At 57.3% G+C, this 2,928-nt stretch carries 3 protein-coding genes; all 3 read left to right on the forward strand.

Annotation, left to right across the window (positions count from 1 at the left end; all coding sequences use genetic code 11):
* The first annotated feature begins 172 nt into the window (after positions 1-172).
* The 3 genes from ACF8AM_RS11480 to ACF8AM_RS11490 all read left to right on the forward strand — a co-directional run bounded on the left by ACF8AM_RS11480 (position 173) and on the right by ACF8AM_RS11490 (position 2,887).
* Positions 173-1,840 carry a hypothetical protein gene (locus tag ACF8AM_RS11480; RefSeq protein WP_392555767.1) on the forward strand — a complete coding sequence of 556 codons (1,668 nt, stop codon included), beginning with the start codon at positions 173-175 and terminating at the stop codon, positions 1,838-1,840.
* 107 nt (positions 1,841-1,947) lie between these two features.
* Positions 1,948-2,100, forward strand: a complete 153-nt coding sequence (gene ykgO / locus ACF8AM_RS11485; RefSeq protein WP_007327677.1) for a type B 50S ribosomal protein L36 — start codon at positions 1,948-1,950, stop codon at positions 2,098-2,100.
* A gap of 85 nt (positions 2,101-2,185) precedes the next feature.
* Positions 2,186-2,887, forward strand: coding sequence for a hypothetical protein (locus ACF8AM_RS11490; RefSeq protein ID WP_392555768.1), 702 nt, complete (start codon positions 2,186-2,188; stop codon positions 2,885-2,887).
* Positions 2,888-2,928: the final 41 nt, after the last annotated feature.

Here is a 2,928-nt window from a genome sequence, read left to right on the forward strand (position 1 = left end):
GGCCGAATGACGGGATCTCTTCCAAGTCATTGACCCACGAAAGAACGCCTTGAGCTCCTCCCCATCTGATCTCGCCCCGCCCGATCACAACGCTGATTCGTTGACAGCAAATGCGCGAAAGACGGATGCAGAAACACCAGCATCCGGAAACCCGGCATCCGGAGAAGTACTCGTGAGTGAATACCGCGACCTGCGGGCTCCCACGCAAACGCTGGGAACCTTGATCGAGCCGCCACTTTGCGATGCAGAACTTCTGCTGAAAAACAATCTCGCGACCGCCCAAGCGGAGATGCCCGCCGGATCGCTGTGGGCGGATCTGCGGAACGAAGCACGAGAACAACTCGTCAACGACGCCCGTCGATACACATCGTCTTACCGTGACGTCGCGTCCTTCTGTGCTGATCAGCCAAACCACGCCGGCGAGAACAACTCTCGCCCGATCGTGATGGCAGGCCACCAACCCACGCTTTTTCACCCCGGGGTTTGGTTCAAGAATTACACGCTGCAAAAAATCGCGAGCGACTGCTGTGCGCTTCCGATCAACCTGGTGATCGATAATGACATCGCCACCACGCGTTCCATTCGTGTCCCGCAACTGCAGCCACAAGCGGGATTCTCCGGCGAGCACCGAGGCGGACCGCGGCAGGGTTCTTGGCAATCCATTTCCTACGATTCGGGCGGCGAAACCCTCCCGTTTGAGCAAGCACAAATTCGTGACAAGGAACGATTCACTCATTTCGACTCGGGTGTTCGGCGCTTGATCGCTCCTTTGGTCAGCAACCCCTGCGTAACCGAGCTTTGGTCGCACGCGCGTGAAGCGATCGCGCGTTGCGGCATCGCCGGTTGTGCGTTGGCCCAAGCCCGCCACGCACTCGAAGCGAACATGAAATGGCAGACCCTGGAACTCCCTCTCGGAGTCGCCGTTCGCGGCCGGCCGTTCGCTCGGTTTGTGATGGAAATCATTGACCAAATGGAACGTTTTCGAACGGTTTACAACGACTCCGCCGACCACTATCGGGCCTGGCACGGCATCCGCAGCTCAGCTCACCCAGTTCCCAACCTGGGCCTTCAAGACGGATGGATCGAAACGCCTCTATGGGTCTACGGCAACAGCAACCCTCAACGCCGCGGCGTCTGGGTTCGTCGCGAAGGCGATCAGTGGCGAATCAGTGACGCGCCATCGATTTCGGCCTCCTCAGGGAACTCGCAGGATGGACTGGTCTCACTGACGGTCTCGGCAGTCGACCGCGATTTAGCGGCCACTCAATTGATGGAAGCCGCCTCGCCGGAATTCAAACTCCGTCCTCGCGCCTTGATGACGACGATGTTTGCCAGATTGGTGCTTAGCGACCTGTTCCTGCACGGGATCGGTGGCGGTAAATACGACCAACTCGCCGACCGAATCATCGCCCAATTCTTCGGGGTCACCCCCCCGGGATTGCAAGTCGTCTCGGGAACCATTCGCTTGCCTGGGCAGGAACTCGACGAATCCCTTGAAGGCCGTCGGCGGGATCTCTTGCGAAAAGAACGTGAACTCCGTTTCCAAGGTGAAAAATGGCTGAATGACGGCAATTCCACCCATCGTGTCCTCCAGGCCCGAAAACTGGAACTGCTCGACCAAATGCCCTCCTCAGGCAGCCGAAGCGATTGGCACCGCGAGATTTCTCGCGTGAATACCCTGATCGCTCAGCAACTCGACGAACAGCGACGGGAAACGCGACAGCAACTCCATCGTCTGGACAGAGACGCGGCCACCGAGAAGATCCTCTGCAGCCGCGAACTATCGTTCAGCCTCTTTCCCTTGGAATTCCTTCAAGAATCCTTTGCCAAAATGGCATGAGCTTGACGATTGGAGTTGTCGAGCGCTAATTTTTCGCTATTCTCTGCCGTTTGCCGACGAACAAAGTTGGTTTTTGGCATCAACATTTAACCCGCGAGTAGCATCGGATGAAGGTCGTTAGTAGCATTGGAGCGTTGAAGTACCGCCACCCGGATTGCCAGGTGGTCAAACGCCGAGGCCGTATTTACGTGATTTGCAAAAGCAATCCTAAGTTCAAGGTCCGTCAAGGCGGTGCGAAGAGCAAGAAAGCCCGACGCTAGTCATGCCCGTTGCATCGAAAACGGGGAGTGATCTGATTCGGCTCCCCTTTCGATAAGACCGGCATTGTCACACCCCGCATCTCCCATGACTCCCCCGCCTTCAACGTCCGGCGAATTCCGGGCAAGTGGCACGGGTGAATTGGCAAGCAGTGAGTCCGACCTCCAACGCAGCCCCAACCAAGTGGCTCGAACATCGGATCACAATCAGGATGGACAATCCGCCATCCCCGTAACGGTAGGCACTCCGGACGTGCATCAAATCAGTGTCTGCACGTTCGACGAACTGGCCGCCGAGGACCTGGAACGGTGGGAACAAATTCGGTCACTGACCGACGATTTCACCCCGCCTTTTTTTGCGGCCCGTTTCGCAGCCGCGGTTCACGCCGTTCGGAACGATGTCTTGATCGCAGTCCTGCGAGCGAAAGACAACACACCGCTGGGTTTCTTTCCGTTTCACCGCATCGGTGGTGTGGGAGTCCCGGCGGGTCGCTTTCTGAATGACGCACAGAACGTCATTGCAGCCCCCGGGCTGATCGTCGACTGGACGGAACTGGCTCGGGCAGCAAAGGTCCGGGCGTTCAACTTGCACGCCATCGCTGGATGCGATCCCACCTGGACTCAGCGATACAACCTTCAATCCGTCAAAGCCTTTCGCGCGTTGCAACAAACCCTTCATCATCGAAGCAACGTCCGTCGACAAAGTCGTGGTCACCTTCGAAGGCCCCAGCAAGTTCATCCATCGAGGCAAAGAAACGAGCGAAATTCATTGGAAATTCCTAACAGGTAAGGATAGGTACACGGACGATCGACGAGTTCGCTGGCGACAAG

Origin of the sequence: Rhodopirellula sp. JB055 (assembly GCF_043100905.1) — a bacterium.
GTDB lineage: Bacteria > Planctomycetota > Planctomycetia > Pirellulales > Pirellulaceae > Rhodopirellula.

Coding starts and splice junctions, on each gene's coding strand:
- ykgO (WP_007327677.1), top strand. CDS start 1,948: ATGAAGGTCGTTAGTAGCATTGGAGCGTTGAAGTACCGCCACCCGGAT.
- ACF8AM_RS11490 (WP_392555768.1), top strand. CDS start 2,186: ATGACTCCCCCGCCTTCAACGTCCGGCGAATTCCGGGCAAGTGGCACG.